Origin of the sequence: Nocardioides caricicola (assembly GCF_039541135.1) — a bacterium.
GTDB classification, from domain to species: Bacteria; Actinomycetota; Actinomycetes; order Propionibacteriales; family Nocardioidaceae; genus Nocardioides; species Nocardioides caricicola.
Genome location: NZ_BAABFQ010000003.1, coordinates 541,192 through 557,087 on the forward strand (window position 1 = coordinate 541,192; position 15,896 = coordinate 557,087).

At 73.2% G+C, this 15,896-nt stretch carries 15 protein-coding genes; 5 read left to right on the forward strand and 10 right to left on the reverse strand.

The features are described from left to right. The first annotated feature begins 19 nt into the window (after positions 1-19). From ABD875_RS04385 to ABD875_RS04395, 3 genes are all read left to right on the forward strand, one after another. Positions 20-1,210: a PucR family transcriptional regulator gene (locus tag ABD875_RS04385; RefSeq protein ID WP_345171596.1), complete on the forward strand. Its 1,191-nt coding sequence runs from the start codon at positions 20-22 to the stop codon at positions 1,208-1,210. 89 nt (positions 1,211-1,299) lie between these two features. Further along, positions 1,300-3,003: a DUF3556 domain-containing protein gene (locus tag ABD875_RS04390; RefSeq protein ID WP_345171598.1), complete on the forward strand. Its 1,704-nt coding sequence runs from the start codon at positions 1,300-1,302 to the stop codon at positions 3,001-3,003. Next, entirely contained in the window at positions 3,000-4,400 is a 1,401-nt protein-coding gene (locus ABD875_RS04395) for a phytoene desaturase family protein (protein ID WP_345171600.1), read from the forward strand. The genes ABD875_RS04390 and ABD875_RS04395 overlap by 4 nt, the downstream gene beginning before the upstream one ends. Here ABD875_RS04395 and ABD875_RS04400 read toward each other — a convergent pair. The 3 genes from ABD875_RS04400 to ABD875_RS04410 all read right to left on the reverse strand — a co-directional run bounded on the left by ABD875_RS04400 (position 4,388) and on the right by ABD875_RS04410 (position 7,359). After that, on the reverse strand, positions 4,388-5,854 hold the full coding sequence (locus tag ABD875_RS04400; protein ID WP_379187466.1) for an RNA polymerase sigma factor: 1,467 nt from the start codon (positions 5,852-5,854) through the stop codon (positions 4,388-4,390). The two genes, ABD875_RS04395 and ABD875_RS04400, sit on opposite strands and share 13 nt — an antisense overlap. Before the next feature lie 418 nt (positions 5,855-6,272). Further along, the gene (locus tag ABD875_RS04405) at positions 6,273-6,845 is read right to left on the reverse strand and encodes an HhH-GPD-type base excision DNA repair protein (protein ID WP_345171604.1); all 573 of its coding nucleotides are present in this window, start codon (positions 6,843-6,845) and stop codon (positions 6,273-6,275) included. Positions 6,846-6,957: 112 nt separating this feature from the next. Next, a complete protein-coding gene (locus ABD875_RS04410; RefSeq protein ID WP_345171606.1) occupies positions 6,958-7,359 on the reverse strand; it encodes a universal stress protein in 402 nt (133 codons plus the stop codon). 63 nt (positions 7,360-7,422) lie between these two features. Between ABD875_RS04410 and ABD875_RS04415 the strand changes: the two genes are divergently transcribed. Continuing rightward, positions 7,423-7,845: a hypothetical protein gene (locus tag ABD875_RS04415; protein WP_345171608.1), complete on the forward strand. Its 423-nt coding sequence runs from the start codon at positions 7,423-7,425 to the stop codon at positions 7,843-7,845. Here ABD875_RS04415 and ABD875_RS04420 read toward each other — a convergent pair. Genes ABD875_RS04420 through ABD875_RS04430 form a run of 3 tightly spaced genes read right to left on the reverse strand, consistent with a single transcriptional unit; the run spans position 7,842 to position 11,478 of the window. Further along, complete coding sequence (locus ABD875_RS04420; RefSeq protein ID WP_345171609.1) at positions 7,842-9,305, reverse strand: glutamate-cysteine ligase family protein; 1,464 nt, start codon at positions 9,303-9,305, stop codon at positions 7,842-7,844. The two genes, ABD875_RS04415 and ABD875_RS04420, sit on opposite strands and share 4 nt — an antisense overlap. Continuing rightward, positions 9,298-10,512, reverse strand: coding sequence for a carboxylate-amine ligase (locus tag ABD875_RS04425; RefSeq protein ID WP_345171611.1), 1,215 nt, complete (start codon positions 10,510-10,512; stop codon positions 9,298-9,300). The genes ABD875_RS04420 and ABD875_RS04425 overlap by 8 nt, the downstream gene beginning before the upstream one ends. Before the next feature lie 45 nt (positions 10,513-10,557). Then, entirely contained in the window at positions 10,558-11,478 is a 921-nt protein-coding gene (locus ABD875_RS04430) for a DUF4192 domain-containing protein (protein WP_345171613.1), read from the reverse strand. 126 nt (positions 11,479-11,604) lie between these two features. Between ABD875_RS04430 and ABD875_RS04435 the strand changes: the two genes are divergently transcribed. After that, on the forward strand, positions 11,605-12,942 hold the full coding sequence (locus tag ABD875_RS04435; protein ID WP_345171615.1) for a DNA polymerase IV: 1,338 nt from the start codon (positions 11,605-11,607) through the stop codon (positions 12,940-12,942). Here the strand turns inward: ABD875_RS04435 and ABD875_RS04440 are convergent. The 4 genes from ABD875_RS04440 to ABD875_RS04455 all read right to left on the reverse strand — a co-directional run bounded on the left by ABD875_RS04440 (position 12,884) and on the right by ABD875_RS04455 (position 15,887). Continuing rightward, entirely contained in the window at positions 12,884-13,699 is an 816-nt protein-coding gene (locus ABD875_RS04440) for a 5-oxoprolinase subunit C family protein (protein ID WP_345171617.1), read from the reverse strand. The two genes, ABD875_RS04435 and ABD875_RS04440, sit on opposite strands and share 59 nt — an antisense overlap. Beyond that, positions 13,696-14,274 (reverse strand): 5-oxoprolinase subunit B family protein, encoded by a 579-nt coding sequence (locus tag ABD875_RS04445; protein WP_345171620.1) that lies wholly within the window; start codon positions 14,272-14,274, stop codon positions 13,696-13,698. The genes ABD875_RS04440 and ABD875_RS04445 overlap by 4 nt, the downstream gene beginning before the upstream one ends. A 357-nt stretch (positions 14,275-14,631) precedes the next feature. Continuing rightward, positions 14,632-15,156 (reverse strand): DUF4333 domain-containing protein, encoded by a 525-nt coding sequence (locus tag ABD875_RS04450; RefSeq protein WP_345171622.1) that lies wholly within the window; start codon positions 15,154-15,156, stop codon positions 14,632-14,634. 47 nt (positions 15,157-15,203) lie between these two features. Then, positions 15,204-15,887 (reverse strand): LamB/YcsF family protein, encoded by a 684-nt coding sequence (locus ABD875_RS04455; protein WP_345171624.1) that lies wholly within the window; start codon positions 15,885-15,887, stop codon positions 15,204-15,206. Positions 15,888-15,896 lie beyond the last annotated feature (9 nt).

The following is a 15,896-nucleotide window of genomic DNA, read 5'->3' on the forward strand; positions in this document are numbered from 1 at the left end:
CGGCAGTAGGGTCCGGCGCGTGGACGACCTCGTCTCGCGGACCGCGGCGGCCCTGACCGGGGAGCTGACCGGTCTCACCGACCACCTGGTCGAGCGGATGCTGCACGAGATCCCCGAGCTCGACGGCGACCCGGAGCTGGCCGACCTCCTCCGGGTCAGCGTGGCGGAGAACCTCCGCCTCGGGATGGCACGCTTCTCCGCCGGCGAGCGACGTGGGGAGCCGCCCGAGGCGGCGCTCGACTACGCCCGCCGGCTCGCCCAGCGCGGCATCCCGGTCAGCCACCTGCTGCGCGCCTACCGCCTCGGCCAGGCCGAGTGCCAGCAGCTGATGATCGAGGCGTTCGCCCGCGGCACCGACGACCCGGCGGCGATCGTCGCGGCCACCGTCGAGTTCTCGGCCGCGACGTTCGCCTACATCGACGGGCTGTCCGAGCAGGTCGTCCAGGCGCACGCCGAGGAGCGCCGGCGGTGGCTCCAGAGCCGCGCCGCCGCCCGGGCGGCCGAGGTCGCCACGGTGCTGGCCGGCGACGCGCTGGAGGTCGGCCAGGCAGAGCGGATGCTCGGCTACGAGCTCGGGCGTGCGCACCTGGGCCTGGTGGGCTGGGGCGACCCGGAGGTGCTCGAGCGGGAGGTACGCCGGATCGCCACCGACCTCGGTTGCGTGCGCGAGCCGCTCGTGGTGCCCTCCGACGCGGGCGGCGTCTGGGCCTGGCTCCCGCTGCCTCGCGACGGCGCCGACCCGCGGTCTGTCAGAACCTCGGCGGCGGGGATCCGGCTCGCGGTGGGGAGCCCCGGCGTCGGGCTCGCCGGCTTCCGCGCGACCCACCGCCAGGCGCTGGCCGCCCGAGCCGTGGCGTTCGCGGCCGACGACGACGCCCGCACCCAGGTCACGACGTACGCCGACGCGGGGCTGGTCGCGCTGCTCCGCACCGACCTCGGCGAGCTGGCCGGCTGGGTCCGCGAGGTGCTCGGCGACCTCGCCCTCGACGACGAGCCCCACGAGCGGCTCCGGGAGAGCGTGCGGGTGCTGCTCGCCCACGGCGGCAGCCACACGGCGGCGGCCGCCGAGCTGTTGGTGCACCGCAACACGGTGCTCTACCGGGTGCGCCGGGCCGAGGAGGCCCGCGGGCGCCCGCTCGAGGACGGCCGGCTCGACGTGGAGGTCGCACTCCTCGCCTGCCACCTGCTCGGCCGCCGGGTGCTCGGCTGACCTCCTTGTGCTGCCAGCACAACGGCCCCTCCGAACCTCGTGCTGCCCGCCGGATGCCGGGTGACCGTCGCCACTCCTAGCGTGCCGACATGGGATTCCTGCAGCCGAACCTCCCCGACCTCGACCTCGAGGCCTGGCGCACCGGCACCCGCGCCGAGCGGATGCGGCCGATGGCGCGGCACGTCGCCGAGGTCGGGTTCGGCACGCCCGACGTCGTCTTCCTGATGTACGTCCTCAAGATCGGGCTGTACGCCGGCGGCGGGCTGCTGTTCGCGCTGTCGACGTCCGGGGTCGACGGCATCACCGACATCGGGGCGTTCCAGAAGGTCGTGCTCTGGACCCTGCTGTTCGAGGTCCTCGGCCTGGGGTGCGGCTTCGGCCCGCTGAACCTGCGGATGACCCCTCCGCTCGGCTCGTTCCTCTACTGGCTGCGTCCGAACACCGTCCGGCTCCCCCCGTGGCCGGGCCGGGTCCCGTTGACGCGCGGCACCCGCCGGACGCCGGTGGACGTGCTGCTCTACGCGGCGCTGCTGCTCACCACCCTCTGGGCGCTGCTCTCCCCCGGGCCCGTCGTCGAGCGCGAGCGGGTCGCCGCGATGCTCGTCGCCCTGGCGCTGGTCGGGCTGCGGGACAAGACGATCTTCCTCGCCGCCCGGGCCGAGGTGTACGGCACCCTGTCCGTGACCTTCCTGCTCACCGGCGCGGACGTCGTCGTCGCCGCGCAGCTGGTGATGCTCGCGATCTGGTGGGGCGCCGCCACGTCGAAGCTCAACCGGCACTTCCCGTACGTCGTGCAGGTGATGATGAGCAACAGCCCGGTCCTGCGCTCGCGCCGGATCAAGCGGGGGTGGCACCGCTCGTTTCCCGACGACCTGCGGCCCTCCTGGCGCGCGTACACCCTCGCCCACCTCGGCACGGCGGTGGAGTACGCCGTTCCGCTCGTGCTGTTCCTGTCGCACGGCGGCTGGGTCACGACCGTGGCCGCGGTCGTGATGATCGCGTTCCACCTGCAGATCCTCACCAGCTTCCCGATGGGCGTCCCGCTGGAGTGGAACGTCTTCATGATCTACGGGATCCTCGCGCTCTTCGTCGAGCACGCGGACTACGGGCTCGGCGACGTCACCACCTGGTGGCCGATCGCGCTCCTGATGGGCGTCGTCGTGGGCACCGTCGTCGTCGGCAACCTCTCCCCGGCGCGGGTGTCGTTCCTCCCGGGCATGCGCTACTACGCCGGCAACTGGGACACGTCGTACTGGTGCTTCACCGAGGACGCCCTCGCGAAGCTCGACGCTGGCACCGTGAAGTCGTCGCTGCTCCCCCACCAGCAGCTCGAGAAGATCTACGGACCCGAGCAGGCCGAGCTCCCGCAGTACATCGGCTACGCGTTCCGCTCCATGCACAGCCACGGGCGGGCGCTGTTCACGCTGATCCCGCGGGTGCTGAGCGACCGGGACGAGGACGACTACCGCGTGATCGAGGGCGAGCTGGTGGCCGGGGCGGTCCTCGGCTGGAACTTCGGCGACGGGCACTTCCACAACGAGCAGCTGATCGCGGCCCTGCAGGAGCGGTGCGGCTTCGAGGAGGGCGAGGTGCGCGTCGTGCTCCTGGAGGCGCAGCCGATCCACCGGCAGACGCAGCGGTACCGGCTGGTCGACGCAGCCGAAGGCGAGCTCGAGCGCGGGTACGTCGCGGTCGCGGACATGTGCGCACGCCAGCCGTGCGACACGGACGTGCCCGTGACGGTCACCGGCGACCGCCGTACGCGCCCCCATAGGGCAGAGTCGGGCACATGACAGCCGACGCGGTGGTGGTGGGCTCCGGGCCGAACGGGCTCGCGGCCGCGATCACCCTCGCCCAGCGCGGCCTGCGGGTCGCGGTGCTCGAGAGGCACGACGAGATCGGGGGCGGCACCCGCACCGCGGAGCTCACCGTGCCCGGAGTCCTCCACGACGTGTGCTCGGCGATCCACCCGTTCGGGATCGGCTCGCCGTTCCTGCGCTCCCTGCCGCTGGCCGACCACGGGCTGGTGTGGAAGTTCCCCGAGGTCGACCTGGCGCACCCCCTCGACGACGGCACGGCCGGCGTCCTGGTGCGCGACCTGGACGCCACCGCTGCCGGGCTCGGCGCGGACGGCGAGCGCTGGCGGTCGATCTTCGGCCCCGTCGCGGCGCGGTACGACGACCTGGCGCCGGAGGTGCTCGGCCCGGTCCTGCACCTCCCCCGGCACCCGCTGCTGATGGCGCGCTTCGGCCTGACGGCCGGCCTGCCCGCCAGCCTGCTCGCGCGCCGGTTCCGCACCGAGGCCGCGCGGGCGCTGTTCGGCGGGATCGCCGCACACATCTGCCGGCCGCTGAACCGGCCCGCGAGCGCGGGCATCGGGGTGTTCATGGGCGCGGCCGGGCACCGGCACGGCTGGCCGGTCGCCGCGGGCGGCTCCCGGGCGATCACCGACGCGATGGCGAGCCTGCTGCGCTCGCTGGGCGGCGAGATCCGGACCGGCGCCGACGTACGCTCCCTGGCCGACCTGCCCGACGCGCGGATCCGGCTCTTCGACACGACCCCCACCGCGTTCGCCGAGATCGCCGGCCGCCGCCGGCCGCGCTGGCGGTACGGCATGGGCGCCTACAAGCTCGACCTCGCGGTCCGCGGCGGCGTCCCGTGGACCGCCGAGGCGTGCCGTCGCGCCGGCACCGTGCACGTCGGCGGCTCGTTCGCGGACATCGCCGACGCCGAGGCCCGCACCGCGCGCGGTGAGCTGGCGCCGCGCCCGTTCGTGCTGGTCGGGCAGCAGTACCTCGCCGACCCGTCCCGCTCGGCCGGTGACGTGCACCCCGTCTGGGCCTACGCGCACGTGCCGCTCGGGTACGCCGGCGACGCGACCGACGTGGTGCTCGACCAGATCGAGCGGTTCGCGCCCGGGCTGCGCGAGCGCATCGTCGGGATGCACGTGACCACGCCGGCTGAGTTCGAGGCGTACAACCCGAACTACGTCGGCGGTGACATCGCCGCCGGCATGGTCTCGGTGCCGCAGCTGGTCAGGCGGGCGCCGTACCGCACCGGCGTCGCCGGGACCTACCTGTGCTCGTCCGCGACCGCGCCCGGTCCGGGCGTGCACGGCATGTGCGGCCACCTGGCCGCGCGTCAGGCCCTGGCCGACGTCGTCGACCGGGGCCGCGCTCAGTCGAGGTAGTCGCGCAGGACCTGCGAGCGCGACGGGTGCCGCAGCTTCGACATCGTCTTCGACTCGATCTGGCGGATCCGCTCGCGGGTCACGCCGTACACCTTGCCGATCTCGTCCAGGGTCTTCGGCTGACCGTCGGTCAGGCCGAAGCGCATGCTGACGACGCCCGCCTCGCGCTCGGAGAGCGTGTCGAGGACGGCGTGCAGCTGCTCCTGGAGGAGGGTGAACGACACGGCGTCGGCCGGGACGATCGCCTCGGAGTCCTCGATGAGGTCACCGAACTCGGAGTCGCCGTCCTCGCCGAGCGGGGTGTGCAGCGAGATCGGCTCGCGACCGTACTTCTGGACCTCGATGACCTTCTCCGGGGTCATGTCGAGCTCCTTGGCCAGCTCCTCCGGGGTGGGCTCGCGGCCCAGGTCCTGGAGCATCTGGCGCTGCACGCGGGCGAGCTTGTTGATGACCTCGACCATGTGCACCGGGATGCGGATGGTGCGGGCCTGGTCGGCCATCGCGCGGGTGATCGCCTGACGGATCCACCAGGTGGCGTACGTCGAGAACTTGTAGCCCTTGGTGTAGTCGAACTTCTCGACCGCGCGGATCAGACCGAGGTTGCCCTCCTGGATCAGGTCCAGGAACAGCATGCCGCGGCCGGTGTAGCGCTTGGCCAGCGAGACGACGAGACGCAGGTTGGCCTCGAGCAGGTGGTTCTTCGCCCGGCGGCCGTCCTCGGCGATCCACTCGAGCTCCTCGACGATCTTCGGCGAGAGCTTGCCGCCCTTGGCGAGCTTCTCCTCGGAGAACAGGCCGGCCTCGATGCGCTTGGCGAGCTCGACTTCCATCTCGGCGTTGAGGAGCGGGACCTTGCCGATCTGCTTGAGGTAGTCCTTGACCGGGTCGGCGGTCGCGCCGGCGACCATGACCTGCTGCTCGGGCTCGTCGGTGTCGTCGGCGGCCGAGACGACGAACGAGGCCGACTTCTCGTCCTCCTCGATGGAGGGATCGGCGACGACGTCCTTCTCGAACTGCTCGTCGGAGATGTCCGGGAGGACCTTCTTGCCGTCGGGACCGATCACGACCTCGACCTCGGTCGCCTCGGCGGCGCCCTCGGCGGACGCGGCCTTCTTGGCGGCGGCGGTCTTCGCCGGCGCGGCCTTCTTGGCCGGCGCGGCGGCCTTCTTCGCGGGCGCCTTCTTCGCGGTCGCCGCGGTGGTGGTCTTGCGGGCCGACGTCGCGGCCACGGCCCGGGTCGTGGCCGGGATCTGCACCGAGATGCCCAGGGCGCTCAGGTGCGCCAGCAGGGCCTTGAGGTGGCGCGGCTCGACGGCAGCGTCCTCACTGGCCTGGCGGACCTCCTCGGGGGTGATGCTGCCCGTAGGCGTGCCCCGATCGATCAGGGCCACGACGGCAGGGTGCGTGAGCACATCGGCAGGGAGCATCTTGCGCGCGTTCGAGGACACGAACACCTCTCGTGAAACGACAGTCGAACCAGATCTAGGGCGCGGCCCGTCCCGGTGTCGTCAAGAGCCGCGGTTGTCATTCTGCCATGCGCACCCTGAGATCTCGCCAGTCCCCCCTCGAACGGGCGGACAAGCTGAAAGACCCCGTCGACGAAGGCCGACGGGGCTCAGCAGTTTCGCCCGAGCGACTGGTCCTTGGGAGGGGAACACGACGCGCTCCGGGGCCCACCGCGCACGACGCTAGTCGGCAACGGCTTGTGACCGGTGAGTAGGCCACGATGCGGTCCGGACTGGTCTGGCCCACTTCGTGACGGGCACGTGAACTGCGCCCGGTTCCGGGAGCCGGAAATGGAACAACCCCGCCGGAGTCTCGGGTCACCAGCGGGGTTGTTGCCACCAGCATGGCAGGTGTTTGACCGTTCAGTCAGCCGTTCTGCAGCTTTGCTGCCGCCTTTTTCTCCTTCTTGAAGTCGCGCACCTTCTGCAGGGAGGCGGCGTCGACCACGTCGGCGACCGAGCGGTAGCCGTCCAGGGCGTAGTCCCCGACCGCCTTCTCCCAGCCGGCGGGCCGCACGTCGAGCTGCTTGGCCACCAGCGCCACGAAGATCTGGGCCTTCTGCTTGCCGAAGCCCGGGAGCGCCTGCATCCGCTTCATCAGGTCGCGGCCGTCGGCGGCCTCGGTCCAGATCCGCTCGGCGTGGCCGTCGTACTCGTCCTCCACGATGCGGGCCAGCTCCTGCAGACGGGCGGCCATCGACCCCGGGAACCGGTGGATCGCCGGCGGGGTCGAGCAGAGCGCGGCGAACTCCTCGGGGTCCGCGGCCGCGATCCGGGCCGGCTCGAGGGTGCCGAAGCGCTCCAGCACCTTCGCGGGTCCACGGAACGCGTGCTCCATCGGGTACTGCTGGTCGAGCATCATCCCGACCAGCAGGGCGAACGGGTCGTCGGTCAGGACCTGGTCGGCGTGCTCGTCACCGGTGATGTGGATCGTGGCCATGGGTGGATCCTCTCAGGAGCCGGCGCACGGGAATGCCCGCGCACCAAGGAGACCGGCGAGCACCTCGTGAGTCATCGGGCGCCGGCAGTCAGACCACCGGGTCTTCGGTCGGTCAGTCGGCCTTGACGGCGAGGACCGGGCAGTGGGCGTCGAGCAGCACCCGCTGGGCGTTGCTGCCGAGGATGAGCTTGCCGACCGGCGAGCGGCGGCGCAGGCCGATGACGACCAGCTCGGCGGCGCTGGCCTCGGCGATGCTCAGCAGGTCCTCGGCGGGCTCGAAGCCGCGCACCAGCTGCCGGATGTCGAAGTCCACGCCGGCGCTCTCGAGGGTCTTGCGCACCGCGTTCATGTCGCGCTCGGCCTGGGTCGAGGCGTCGGCGTCGAAGTCGGTGCCGCCGCGGTGGGAGTTCACGACCACCAGCTTCGCCCGGCGCAGCTTCGCCTCGTCGATGGCCTTCTGCAAGGCCGCTTCGCCTTCCGGCTTGGGCACGTATCCCACGACGACGGTTCCCATGACCGGCACGTTACCTGTGGAGGACGAATTCACGCACCGGCCGGGCCGGGAAGGCTCCGGGTCGTGGAAGGGATCGCGGAGCCCGTCGACCCCGCGCTGGCCGCCGTGCTGCGGCGCGCGGTGCTGGAGCACGCCCGCACCGAGCGGCGGCGGGCGTTCCCGGCCCTCGTGCACGTCGGAGCGCCCGGCGGGCGCGAGGAGGTCTTCGCCGTCGTACCGGGCGAGCCACTGGACCACGGGCTGCGCGCCGACGTGGTCGCGGCGCTGCTGCAGCGGTCTCGACGCGGCCAGGCGGTGCCGCTGGTGTGGTTGACCCGGCCCGGCCCGCTGGTGCTGGAGGACCTCGACGCGCAGTGGCTGAGCGCCGCCCGCTCGGCCGCGGCGGAGGCGGGGGTGGTGCTCACGCTCGTGGTGGTGACGCGCAGCGGGTGGTTCGACCCGCGCAGTGGCGCGCGACGGGTCTGGAAGCGGGTCCGGGACCGCTAGAGCCAGGTGTGCACGGGCTCGTTGCTGTGCATCCCGGCGGTGTACTCCAGCAGCGTGCTGCGCAGCGCGTCGTACCGGTCGCCGTCGGCATGGCCGTGCATCTGGTTGGCGAACCACTCCGCGCCGTTGCTGGCGAGCAGGCAGCGCTGCTCGATGATCCCGAGCAGCCGGTCGATCTCCTCCGACGAAGCGCCCCAGGCGTCCAGACCCTGGTGCGCCAGCGGCAGGAGCCGGCGCAGCACCAGCTCGGTCGCGCGGATCTGGCCGATCCCCGGCCAGTAGATGTGCGCGTCGATCCCCTGCCGGGCCGCGACGTGGAAGTTCTCCTCGGCCGCGCTGAACGACATCTGCGACCACAGCGGCCGCTCGCTCTCGGCCAGCGCGCGGACCAGCCCGAAGTAGAACGCGGCGTTGGCGACGGTGTCGGCGACCGTCGGCCCGGCGGCGAGCAGGCGGTTCTCGACCCGGAGGTGAGGGACGCCGTCCGCGACGTCGTAGATCGGCCGGTTCCAGCGGTAGATCGTGCCGTTGTGCAGGCGCAGCTCGGCCAGCTTGGGGGCCTCGCCGCTCTCGAGGGTCTCGAGCGGGTCCTCGTCGTCGGTGATCGGGAGCAGCGCCGGGAAGTAGCGCACGTTCTCCTCGAACAGGTCGAACACCGAGGTGATCCAGCGCTCCCCGAACCACACCCGCGGCCGCACTCCCTGCGCCTTGAGCTCCTCGCTGCGGGTGTCGGTGGCCTGCTCGAACAGCGGGATCCGGGTCTCGCGCCACAGCTCCTTGCCGAGGAGGTACGGCGAGTTCGCGGCGACCGCGACCTGGACCGCGGCGATCGCCTGGGAGGCGTTCCAGTACGCCGCGAACTGGTCCGGCGAGGTCTGCACGTGGAACTGGGTGCTCGTGCACGCCGCCTCGGGGACGATCGAGTCCGCGGTCGTGCGCAGTCGCTCCCGGCCGTCGATCGCGATCGTGATGTCCTCGCCGCGGGCGTTGAGGATCTGCTCGCTGAGCAGCTTGTAGCGCGGGTTGGCGCTGAGGCTGTCGACGCTGAAGTGGCCCTCGGCCAGCGTCGGGAGGATCCCGATCATCACCATGTGCGCGCCGACCTCGGCCGACTTCTGCTCCGCGGAGTTGAGGCTGCGGCGCAGGCTGTCCTCGAACGTGGTCAGCCCGCCCTCGCGCAGCTTGGCCGGCGGCACGTTGATCTCGATGTTGAACTGGCCCAGCTCGGTCTGGAAGTCGGGGTCCTCGATCGCGGCGAGGGCGGTGGCGTTCTTCAGCGCCGGGTCGCCGTTCTCGTCGACGAGGTTGAGCTCGACCTCCATCCCCGTCATCGGGTCGTCGGTGTCGAAGCGCGCCTCGCGCAGCATCCGGGCGAACACGTCGAGATTGCGGCGCACCTTCTCGCGGTGCCGCGTGCGATCGGCCCGGGAGAAGTCCTGAGCCTCGACCTCCTCACCCATGCGTCGACCCTAGGCCCTCGTCGGGCGCCGTGTCGTGGCCCGTGTCGTGCCCCGTGTCGTGGCCCGGCGGGGCCGACTGCCAGGACTGCTCGGTCCGCTCGATCAGGTCGTCGACGACCGCCACGACACCTCCTCCTCGTTCCCAGGCCGAGCGCTGCCGCACGGCCCCGTTCTGACTGACCGACTGCGCGAGCATGGTCTCGGCGAGGTCGGTGTCCCCGGCGTCACGCAGCGCGGGCTCGATGGTCTCGATCAGGGCGCCGAGCACCTCGCGCGCCGGGCGCAGCTGACGCTCCACCGGGTGGACCAGCGAGTCCGACATCGCGAACCGCGCCGCCCGCCACTGCGCGGCGCGCAGCGCCTCGGCCCGCCAGCGCGGGACCGGTCGGCCCTCGCGCCAGCTCCGGGCCGCGGTCTCCACGAGCCCGCGGGCCAGGGCGGCGATGCCCACCGCAAGCTGCGGGTCGGTGCAGACGTCGCAGACGCGGACCTCGAGGGTGGGCAGGGCGACGGAGAGCCGGGCGTCGAAGTAGAGCATCCCGGTGTCGCGGGCGGCACCGGAGTCGAGCAGGATCTGGCACACCTCGCGGTAGCCCTCGACCGAGCCGAACGCCTCGGTCGGCCCAGCGCTCGGCCACCGGCTCCAGACCTGGGCCCGCCACGAGGCGTAACCGGAGTCGCGTCCGTCGACGAACGGGGAGTTGGCGCTCACGGCGAGCAGCACCGGCAACCAGGGTGCGATCCGGTCGAGGACGGCGACGCCCTCCTCCTCGGACTCGATGTCGACGTGCACGTGCATGCCGCAGGTGCCGCCGGTGCGGGCCACCTCGCCGAAGCGGTCCACCATGTCGCGGTAGCGGTCGTTGGGCGTGACCACCGACTTCTCGCTGGGCAGCGGCACGATCCCGCACGCGCCCGCGGCCAGGCCGGCGGCACGCGCCGCCTCGCCGGCGGTACGGCGCGCCGCGATCAGCTGGTCGAGTGCGTCGCCGGCGTCCCGGGTGGGGTCGGTCCGGGTCTCCAGCTGGTGGCGGAACAGCTCCTGGTCGAGCTCGTCGGTGGCCGCGCGGGCGCGGCGGCGGCCGTGCCCGTGCTCGCGGAACTCCTTGAGCACCCGCTGGGCCGCCGGTGCGACGGCGCGGGTCTCGGGGTCGAAGAGCAGCAGCTCCTCCTCGATCCCGATCTTGCGCACCGGCGTCCCCGTCATGGAGCACGCGTACCCGAAGCCGGGGGCACGCACGCGCGACGACCCTCACACCTGCTCCCACGCGTCCGGCGGGACCGCCCGCTGGAGCGCCTCGGCGACCAGCCGGGCGAGCGGGTAGTCCTCGTCGGCCTCGGCGCACCGGTCGAGCGCGCACCACGCGAGCGCACCGTGCCCGGCCTGCCAGGCGGCGAACGCCAGCAGGGCGGCCGGTGCCGCGAGCAGCGGCGTCGGCCCGCGGCGCACCACGTCGGACCAGAACCGCACGTGGTCGTGCGCGCTCTCCCGGGTGATCGCGCCCCAGGCGGCGTCGCGCACCGAGGTGTCGAGCACGGCGCGCAGCAGCCGGGCGACCTCGTCGGCGCCGGGCGAGGTGGCGTCGTGGACGTGGTGCTCGACGAGCTCCCGGACCCAGAGCGCGTCCACAGGAGACCCGTGGACGTCGGCCAGCGCTCCGACCACCCGTGCGACCGCGTCGGGGTCGGCGGCGAGCGTCGCCCGCAGGTCCTCGCGCGAGGAGTAGGTGACCCGACCGTCGACGACGGCACGGGCGAGGAACGGGTGTGCCGAGACGTCGTAGGCAACACCCCACGGTGGGACGCCGGGGCGGGTGCCGACGGCGGGGTACCACCGCTCGCCGTCGGCGCGCAGCGCGTCGACCACGTCGATCCCGGCGCCGGTGAACGCACGCACCAGGGCCGTGGCGGTCCGTCGGCACAGCCGCGCGTCCGCGCCGTACAGCACGAGCAGGACCCGGCGCACCCGGTGGGAGCGCGCCGGGTCGAGCAGCGAGGTGACGACCTCCGGGATCTCTCCGGCGCGAGCCGGCAGGTCGACCCGGGCGTGGAACGCCTGGGCGGCGCCGAAGGTCAGCATCGCGACCGATTCGGTCGGCACGAAGCCGAGGACGACGGGGACCATCGCGAGGACATCCTCGGGCGTGCGGGCGGTGAAGGTGGTGGCAGTCATGGTGAGGACGCTCCCCGGCGGCGCGGACAGTTCCGGCCGGGCCGGACGCGGGCTGGGGAGAGCACTGCGACAGGGCGCGTTGTGGAGGGAACGTGGGCTGTCGGGGGCGCTGGGTAGGGTGCGCCTGTGCGAGGGGAAGCGTCGGTGCTCCACCTCGATCTCGACGCGTTCTTCGCCGCGGTCGAGCAGCGCGACAAGCCGTCGCTGCGCGGCAAGCCGGTGGTCGTGGGCGGGGTCGGCGGCCGGGGCGTGGTGTCGACGGCGTCGTACGAGGCCCGGGTGTACGGCGTCCGCTCGGCGATGTCGACGCGCGAGGCGCGCGCCCGCTGCCCGCACGCGGCGTTCCTCAGCGGCCGCTTCCACGCCTACCGCGACACCAGCGAGAGGGTGATGCGGCTGCTGCGCGACGTGTCACCGCTGGTGGAGCCGCTCTCGCTGGACGAGGCGTTCGTGGACCTGGCGCGCTCCGACCTCGACGACCTGTCGGTGCCGAGCGTGACGGCCTTCGCCGAGCGGCTGCGGGAGCGCGTGGTCGAGGCGACCGGCGGGCTGACCGCGTCGGTCGGCGTCGGCACCTCCAAGTTCATCGCGAAGGTCGCCAGCGACCTCGACAAGCCCGACGGCCTGGTCGTCGTGGCGCCAGGCACCGAGCAGGACCTGCTGCGGCCGATGCCTGTGCGGGTCATCCCCGGCGTGGGGCCCGCGACCGCCGAGCGGCTGCGCCGCGTCGGCGTCCACACCGTCGCCGACCTCGAGCAGATCAGCGAGGAGGAGATGGTGCGGCTCCTCGGCAAGGCCAGCGGGCACTGGCTCTACAGCCTCGCGCGCGCCCGGGACGACCGGCCGGTGGTCGCCGAGCGGGAGGCCAAGTCCGTGAGCGTCGAGGGCACCTACGACACCGACCTCACCGACCGGAGGCTGATGGAGAGCCTGCTGACCCGCCAGGCCGGCGAGGTGTCCGGCCGGCTGCGCAAGCACGGCCTGTCCGGGCGGACCGTCACGATCAAGGTCCGGCTGCACGACTTCACCACGCTCAACCGCTCGACCACGCTCGGCTCCCCCACCGACAGCCCCGCGACCATCGCCCGGCTGGCGCGCTCCCTGCTCGCCGACCTGGACACGTCCGGCGGGGTGCGGCTGCTGGGCGTCGGCGTCTCCGGGCTGGCCGACTGGGTGCAGGAGGACCTGTTCGGCGAGACCGCCGAGGAGGAGGTGGAGGAGCTCCCCGAGGTCGAGGTCCCCCACCACTCGCGGCGTACCTGGGCTCCCGGCATGGACGTCGTGCACACCGAGATGGGCCGCGGCTGGGTGTGGGGCTCGGGACGCGGGGTGGTGACGGTGCGGTTCGAGACCGCCGAGACGCCGGCCGGCCCGGTGCGCAGCTACGCGATGGACGACCCGGAGCTCAGCCCCTGGCGGCCTCCGGAGTCGACCGACGAAACCGGATCTCCTCCCCCGGCCTGACCTGCGCGCACTGCCAGAGGTCGTCGGGGTGCACGACGCCGATCACCGGGTAGCCGCCGGTCGGCGGGTGGTCGGCGAGGAACACCACGGGCCGCCCGGACGGCGGCACCTGCACCGCCCCGAGCACCATGCCCTCGCTGGGCAGCTCACCCTCGCGGCGCCGCGGGAGAGCCGGCCCGTCGAGGCGCAACCCGACGCGGTTGGAGTCGGCCTCGACGACATACGGCGAGCCGCACAGCACCTCGAACGCGTCGTGGGTGAACCAGTCGTCGCGCGGACCGGGCACGACGCGCAGCGGTCCCGGACGCGGCGGCCGCGGGACGTCGAACGCCGGCGGCTCACGGCGCGGCTCCCCCACCGGCAGCCGGGTGCCGGGCTCGACGCGGGGCGGGCCGACCCACGCGAGGGTGTCGGTGGACCGGGACCCGAGCACCGGCTCCACGGCGATGCCGCCGGCGACCGCGACGTACGACCGCAGCCCGGCCGCCGGCGGCTCGACCCGCAGCCGCTCGCCGGCGGGCAGCCAGACCGCCCGGCCGTCCACGGCGAGCCAGCGGGCCACCGTGCTGCGCAGCACCAGCCCGCCGAGCAGCACCTCCAGGACGGCGTCGTCCGGGTCGTTGCCGACGACGCGGTTGGCCAGCGCGGCCGCGGGCGCGTCGAGCGCCCCGGCGCGCGGGACGCCGAGGTGGGCGAACCCGACGCGGCCCCGGTCCTGGACCGTCACCAATGGACCCGTCTCGAGCACCTCGATCATCGCGCCACGAACCTCACGCGCGTGCCCGGCGGCAGCAGCGCCGGCTCGGCGCGCGCCTGGTCCCACAGCACGGCGTCGGTGCGGCCCAGCAGCCGCCACCCGCCGGGAGACGCGGTCGGGTACACCCCGCACCACGTCCCCGCGAGCCCCACCGACCCGGGCGGTACGGCGGGCCGCGGCGACTCCAGCCGGGGTACGGCGAGGTCGCCCGGCAGCCCGGCCAGGTAGGAGAAGCCCGGAGCGAACCCGCAGAACTCGGCGACGTACTCCACCGCGGTGTGACGCTCCACGACACCGGCGACGTCGGTGCCCCACTGCTCGGCGACGAAGTCCAGGTCCGGACCGTCGTACACGACCGGCACCTCGACCAGCTCACCCGCCGGCGCGTCCGCGCCCGGCGACCAGTCCGCCAGCGCCGCCAGGTCCGTGACGCCGTCGAAGAGCACGGTCGTCGCGGCCGGGACGATCTCGTCGGCGTGGACGCGCGGGCGCGCCCAGGTGGCGAGCGCGAGCGCGGCAGCGGCGTCCTCGACCTCGACGAGCACCGCTCGCGGACCGACCGGGCGCAGCTGCATGGGTCCAGTCTGGCGGAAATGGGTGAAGGGCCCCCGGCGGTATGAGCGCCAGGGGCCCTTCGGCTCGACCGGTTGCGTGACGCCCGGTCCACCGAACCGGATCTCCGACCCCGCCGCCCCCGTCACCGGGCCGACGCCGCGAGTTGCCTCGTGGTGTGGATCGTTGCTCCTGTCCGATCTCCAGCTCGCCTTGCGGTGAGCTGGTAGGGAGAGTTCTACGAGACCCAGGTCACACGACGCAAGACGTCCGGAGAACTCACAGGCCGCTCCACAGGTTCGGGCAGGTCATCCACAACAGGAGTGCACACTCCACAGGCAGTGGTCCAGACCTGTGCAGAGAGGCCCCGCAAGAGAGGCTCAGTACTCGATGCTGACGTTGCCGTCGGCGTCGTCGATCGTCACGGTCCCCTCGACGGTCGCGCCGTCGGCGGTCAGGTCGCAGGTGAAGGTCGAGCCGACCTCCTGCACGACGACGCCGGCCTCGCCGCAGTCGACCTCGACGCCGGAGAAGCCCTGCTCCTCGATGCTGGTCTGGAACGTCTCGACCACCGTGGCCACCAGCACGATCGGCAGCACCGGCTCGACCTCGAAGTTCACGCCGTCGTCGGTCACCTCGGTGAAGGTCACCGTGTACGCCGCCTCGACGCCGTCGATCTCGACCGTGCACTCGGTCGTGTCGCCCTCCTCGGGCTCGGACTCGTCCGGGCAGCTCGCGTCGGTCACGTCCAGGTCGGGCGTGACGTCCTCCTGGGCCTCCTGCACCTGCTTCGCGACGTCGTCGGGGTCGTAGCCACCCGTCGACACGCTGGCGCTGCAGGCGCCGAGGACGGTGAGGGCGGGGACGAGAAGGGCAGCGGCGAGGACACGCTGTGCGGTGGTCACCAGCGGAGCATGGCGGCTCGGGCGCCGCACCGTGGCTGAACAGCCGATCAGAAGCTGTGAACTAGGTAACCAGCCGCCTCCAGCGCCCGCCGCACCGCGACCGCGTGCCGGACCGCGCCGGGGCTGTCGCCGTGCAGGCACACCGAGTCGACCCGGGAGGCCAGCTCGAGCGCCTGGGCGACGATCGCGTCCTCGTCCTCGACCAGCGCGCCGGTCTCGGACCGGGGCAGCAGCCGGCCGTCGGCGCCGTCCCCGCGGTCCGGGAAGCCCTCGTGGAACACCGCACGGCCGACCGCGCGGGCCTGGGCCAGCAAGGCGCCCTCCATCCCGAGCACCGGCAGCGAGCCGGACCCGGACAGCACGGCCGCCGCCTGCCGCTCGTCGTCGATCACCCGGTGGTAGAGCGCGCCGTGCGGCTTCAGGTAGCGCACCGACGTCCCCGCCGCCGCGGCGATCTCCGACAGGACCCCGACCTGGTCCGCGACCTGCTCACGCAGCACGTCGTGGTCGACGTCGCGCGCGACCCGGCCGAAGTTCTCCCGGTCGGCGTACGACACCTGGGCGCCGATCGCGACGCCGCGGCGCACCGCCTCCTCGCAGACCGCGCGCATGATCGCCGGCGTCCCGGCGTGGTAGCCGCACGCGACGTTCGCGCTGGTGACCACCGCGAGCAGCGCCGCGTCGTCGGTCACCTCCTCGCCGAGGTCCGCGTTCAGGTCGATGTTCACCACGGCGCTATC